This is a genomic window from Arthrobacter sp. 2YAF22_2, assembly GCF_052114645.1.
Lineage (GTDB): Bacteria > Actinomycetota > Actinomycetes > Actinomycetales > Micrococcaceae > Arthrobacter.
Map to the genome: position 1 here is coordinate 1 of NZ_JBFRFD010000250.1, position 5,322 is coordinate 5,322.

Below are 5,322 nucleotides of genomic sequence, written 5' to 3' on the forward strand. Positions count from 1 at the left end.
CCCATACGCCCCACATCGCACCGGATCGGCGATAGTGGATTCATGCTATTGGCGGCCGAGACGAAAGGTCAAGGATCCGCGTTGACTTATGGGAAAGGTCCGCGGAGGCGGATACGTTGCCTCATGGAGAAAGGTCCGGGAAGCTCTGGCGCGGAGATCCTTGGGGGGGTGGAGCGACGATGGGTGAGCGCAAGGCCGTCACGAAGCATTCGCTGAGTCTTACCGGGCCGGCGACCGGGCCCTGAAGGGGCGGATCCCGGACGAGCTGGTCGAGCTGACCCGCTGGCACCGGGACCATGCGTGGGCGGTCTGGCGGTACGCGCTCGATCCGCCCCGGCCACGGCCCGTCAGGCCCGGGCGCGCCCGGTTTATGGGCGGATCTGCAGGCCAGGCGGGTTCTGTGGTGAGCGGTGTTACAAAAATGAGGTGTGTGGCAGCGGACTATTGCCGCAAAGTTTCCTACGCCTCGCCCTCGGAGCCGGCCGCGGCTACCGAGTCGTGTCGTTCCCCCGGCATTTCTGCATGAACAGGGGTATCAGACCGGAAACTTTTTCGACCGGCCGCAACCGTAGGCCGATCCAAAAACACTCAGCAAGTCACGTTGAATGCGGCCCTGGCCACCATGAAGTGGTGAACGAGAAAACCCAACGGAGGGGACGAATGAGGATGAACGCCCAGCAACGACCCCACATGACGTGCCCGACCCGCCGTTGCTAGCCTCTCCCCCACAACCGAATAGGCCGCCCGGGACGCACACACCGGAAACATCAGAGCGAACGCGAGAGTGTGCAATTTGTGCACACTCAGAGGCTCAAAAGCCCCTGAACAGGGGAAACACTGTGCCCGAGGTGGGACTCGAACCGGGTTCCAGCCGTTGAAAATCCGCCACTCTCCAGAGAACCTCCGCAATCCGGCACAGTCCGGCACTAGTACGACCCGATCCGAAGCCCCAGGTGTGCGCATTGTGCACACCCGCCTTTATTGCCCGATTCGGTCCACAGCCGGGCCGCCTAATGGCCCTCCGTGCGGAACAGTAGTTTCTGGCGATTTCGCCCCGGCAGAAAGAGCCGGCTTTTGGGACGGCACCGGCCCGAATAAGCACAGCACTAGGGGGCTGCCTCATGCTGGAAATCGACGACCATCACGGCGGGTACCTCCTTTTCCACCATCTCATGGAGAAAAGAACAGCAACCGGCATGGTCGACATCACCCAGGAGGGGACCCCGGCACGAAGGGCCTGTTTCCTGCGCGCTCGTCGGAGGAACCGACCGATTGGATTTCAGATGGACGTGTAGCCGCCGTCAGCGTTGATAACGGATCCCGTCAGTGCAGAGGAGCTATCACTGGCCAGGAACAGAACGACATTCGCGATCTCCTCCGGTCGAAGCAGTCGTCCGATGGGTTGCTTGGAAATCATCTGCGAGCGTGTCTCCTCGGGGAGTTGCGCCAGCAGCGGCGTGTCCACATAACCCGGTGACACCGCATTGAAGCGGATTCCCTCCCGGGCGTAGGTCAGCGCAGCGGACCGGGTGAAGTTCGCTACGGCGGCCTTCGCCGCAGAGTACGCGTTGCTGTTCGCCTGGCCCACGTGGGCCAGGATCGAGGCCATGTTGATACCGACGCGGTCCGGGGATCCGCGTCTTTCCTGCGGCATGCCAGGATCGTTGCGACGGCCCATTTGTTGCAGATGGCAACACCCGTGAGGTCTACGTCGATGACACGTTGCCAATCCAACATGTCGAGCTCGTGGAGCGGTGCCTTGACCTCGGGAATCCCGGCGTTGGCTACCAGGATGTCCAAGCCTCCAAAGGTGCGCGCTGCCCCTTCCATCAGGCCGCGCACCGAAGATTCATCGGTGACATCCGTGCGAATGAATTCGGCGCTGCCCCCGCGGGCCAATATTTCATCGACGATTCTCGGAACGCTGCTCCCGATATCGCCGATGGTGACCGCAGCACCTGCTTCCGCAAGTTTGCAGGCTATGGCTTCCCCGATTCCGGAAGCCCCACCCGTCACGACCGCGGATTTTCCCTTGAGCATCCTCTTTCCTTACTCCTTTGAATCTTCGGCTGGGCGACTTGTCGGGACCGGTAGGGTCTCAGACACCGGCCACGCGCGGTACGCCACGGTCGGCTGCAAGTTTGGTGATGTCGCGTCCGGCCCGGTAGCCGAATACCAGGGCGGGGCCGATGTGGGAACCGTAGCCCGGGTAGCCGCCCCCGAAGACGCTGACGGCTGCCGCGCCGACGGCGATGAGACCGGGAATGGCGGTTCCCTCTTCGGTGGTGACTTCGGAGCGTTCGTTAACGCCGATCCCGGCGAAGGTACCCAGATCGCCCATCTGGATCTTTGCGGCGTAGTAGGGGCCCTTGCCGACCGGGGCGAGGTTGGGGTTCGGCTTGTGCTCCATGTCGCCGCGGAAATGGTTGTAGAGGGTGGAGCCGCGGCCGAACGCCGGGTCCTCTCCGCGTTCCGCGTCCGGGTTGAACTCGGCCACTGTCTCCTTGAGCCCTGCGGCGTCGATGTCGAGCTTGGCGGCCAGTTCCTCCAGGCTGTTCCCCTTGACCAGGTAGCCGGTCTTGTAGAAGTAGCCGCGGGGCATCGGCCGTGGCTTAGCGTAGCCAATCCCGTACTTGTGCATTGTCTTCGCGTCGCCGATCACATACCCGAACGTCTTGTTCTCGTCCTTGTTGTGCTCAATCATGGCGCCGCCGAAGTCGTGATAGCTCAGGGCTTCGTTCCCGAAGCGCTTGCCGTGGCGGTCGACGGCGATCAGGCCCGGCAGGCCTATGGCCCGCAGGTGGGGGAAGAGGCGCTCTTTGCCATTGAGGTATTTGAAGACCGTTACCGGCGCCCAAGACCCTACGCTGAACACGGAGTTGTCGAGGTGGCCGCCGGCGCTGATCGCCAAGGTGGCGGCGTCACCGCCGTGACCCACGGTGGGCGTGAAGTGGTCGTTGCCGTCGGCGTCGTGCGGGAAGTATTGCTTCCGCAGTTCCTCGTGCCCGGAAAAGCCGCCGGCGGCAAGGATGACGCCCAGGCGTGCCTCAACGGCAACGGCGTGCTCTCCCCCGAGGACGGCGCCGGTGACGGTTCCGGCGTCGTCCCGCGTCAGGGAGAGTGCGGGTGCGGAGTTCCAGAGGCGCACGCCCAGGTCGTCGGCGCTCTTCACCATGCGGGTCATCAGCGCGTTGCCGTTGGAACGCAGGACCGGGCGCCGGTAGCGGGCCGCGTCCGCCCAGGTGCGCAGCAGCTTCTTGGCGACGTAGACAAACGACTTGACCGACTGGTTCACATGGAAGAACTCGTTGATATCCGGACCTACCTGCGGCATGTAGCCAAAGACCGTATAGGAGCTCATGTAGGGCTGCATCAGGAGCCGTTTGTCCCCCAGCACCCGTGCGTCGACGTCCTGCGGCAGGATTGCGCGGCCCGAGAGTTTCGCGCCGGGCAGGTCCATCTTGTAGTCCGGGGATTTTTCGGGGTACGTGAACTTTACCTCGGTCTCGTTCTCGAAGAAGGAGATGGCTTCCGGCACGGTGTCCAGGAAGTCACGGACGCCGGCCTCGTTGAACGTCTCCGGGGCCAGGTTCCTCAGGTAGGCCTCGGCTTCCTCCCTGGTATCTCCCTGTTCCACGCCCTGCTTGTTGCCGGGAACCCAGGCCCAGCCGGCGGAAATCGCCGTCGTGCCGCCGAAGTACCGCTCCTTTTCGGCGACGATCACGTTCAGGCCTTGCGAGGCGGCTTTCAACGCGGCGGCCATTCCGGCCACACCGGACCCGATGACGAGGACATCACAAAGGACGGGTTTGCTCATGATTTTTGCTCCGTTCAGTCGACCGCCCGCGTCGCTGCGGCAGCCGGGTTGGAATGATAGATCCCCAGTAGAGCCGGTGACGCGGATCACCGCGAGGACGATTACCATTGAGCGGGAATCCTGAGGAGGTTCAATGGCGAATTCCGCATCGGGCGAGTCGATCATCGGCCGTTTCGTTAAGATCGTGAGCGCGTTCGACGACGGCCGCACCTCCATGAGCGTCGCCGAACTGGGGCGCCGGACCGGGCTTCCGGTGACGACGACGTACCGGCTGGTCAACGATCTGCTGCTCGAACGGCTCCTCGAACGCGAGCCCGGCGGTGACGTCCATATCGGCACCCGGATGTGGGAGCTCGCTTCCCGCGGGTCCAAGATGCGGGGGCTGCGGGAGGCCGCCCTGCCCTTCATGGAGGACGTCCAGGCTGTGGTGCAGCACTCCACCACCCTGGGCATCCTCGATTCGGACGAGGTTCTATACATCGAGCGGCTGGGCTCCGACAAGACAATCGTGGACATCACCAAGGTTGCCGGCCGCCTCCCTGTCCACGCGACGTCGTCCGGGCTGGTCCTGCTCGCGCACTCCCCCGCCGCTTACCAGGACACCATCCTGGCCCGCCCCCTGACGAAATACACCGAAACCACCCTGACCGATCCCGCCCTGCTGCGCCGCCACCTGGCCCAGATCAGGCAGCGCGGCTTCGCCGACATGCCCGGCGTGATCGTGCCCGAGTCCAGCGGCATCGCCGTCCCCGTCTTCGGGCCCGAGAACACCATCCGCGCAGCCCTCAGCGTCGTGGTGCCGCGCAACGAGGAGAACGCGGCGGCCCGGGTCCCCGTCCTGATGGCTGCCGCGCGGGGCATCTCACGGGCCCTGGGCTGGCGCGGCGAGCTCAAGGGAACCCTCCGCCAAAGTCACTGAAAGATCATTTTGCCGTTCATCGGCAAACGTGTGGTTGCCGTCACAACTCCCCTGCCACTCTGACTTAGACGCAGCGACGATGCTGCAGGAGTACGAGGAGTACCACATGAACCCCACACAAAGCCGCGTGGCCGGGAAGACCGTCGTCGTCACCGGTGGCCGCGGAGATTTGGGAAGCGCCACCGCCGCCCTGCTCGCCGAGCATGGCGCGAAGGTCGCCAGCCTGGACGTTGCGGGCATTCGGTCCGCCGCCGCCCACGAAAACATCAGCCAGTACGACGTCGACGTCACCAGCGAGGACAGCGTCGCAGACGCGATCCGGCGGGTGACGGACGAACTCGGCGCACCGGACGTCCTGGTCAACGCGGCAGGCATTATCGGTCCGGCCGGCGCCTCCCACACCGCCTCCGTCTCCGATTTCGACACCATCTTCAACGTCAACGTCAAGGGCGTCTGGCTGATGACCAAGCACGTGGTCCCCGGCATGATCGAGAAAGGTGCTGGTAGCATCATCAACTTCTCGTCCATCCACGGCATCACGGGCGGCAGGAACGTCCCGCTCTACCATGCCACCAAGGGCGCCGTC

At 64.1% G+C, this 5,322-nt stretch carries 5 protein-coding genes; 2 read left to right on the forward strand and 3 right to left on the reverse strand.

Annotated elements, in window-relative coordinates; all coding sequences use genetic code 11:
• Positions 1 to 1,279 precede the first annotated feature (1,279 nt).
• Genes AB4Y86_RS11335 through AB4Y86_RS11345 form a run of 3 tightly spaced genes read right to left on the reverse strand, consistent with a single transcriptional unit; the run spans position 1,280 to position 3,817 of the window.
• Entirely contained in the window at positions 1,280 to 1,654 is a 375-nt protein-coding gene (locus AB4Y86_RS11335; protein WP_441402332.1) for an SDR family NAD(P)-dependent oxidoreductase, read from the reverse strand.
• The gene (locus tag AB4Y86_RS11340) at positions 1,540 to 2,040 is read right to left on the reverse strand and encodes an SDR family NAD(P)-dependent oxidoreductase (RefSeq protein ID WP_441402333.1); all 501 of its coding nucleotides are present in this window, start codon (positions 2,038 to 2,040) and stop codon (positions 1,540 to 1,542) included. The genes AB4Y86_RS11335 and AB4Y86_RS11340 overlap by 115 nt, the downstream gene beginning before the upstream one ends.
• Before the next feature lie 58 nt (positions 2,041 to 2,098).
• Positions 2,099 to 3,817, reverse strand: coding sequence for an FAD-dependent oxidoreductase (locus AB4Y86_RS11345; protein ID WP_441402334.1), 1,719 nt, complete (start codon positions 3,815 to 3,817; stop codon positions 2,099 to 2,101).
• A 133-nt stretch (positions 3,818 to 3,950) separates the two neighbouring features.
• Here AB4Y86_RS11345 and AB4Y86_RS11350 point away from each other — a divergent pair, with 133 nt between their 5' ends.
• Positions 3,951 to 4,736, forward strand: a complete 786-nt coding sequence (locus tag AB4Y86_RS11350) for an IclR family transcriptional regulator (protein ID WP_441402335.1) — start codon at positions 3,951 to 3,953, stop codon at positions 4,734 to 4,736.
• A 106-nt stretch (positions 4,737 to 4,842) separates the two neighbouring features.
• A partial coding sequence (locus AB4Y86_RS11355; protein WP_441402336.1) for an SDR family NAD(P)-dependent oxidoreductase occupies positions 4,843 to 5,322 on the forward strand: 480 nt, incomplete at its 3' end.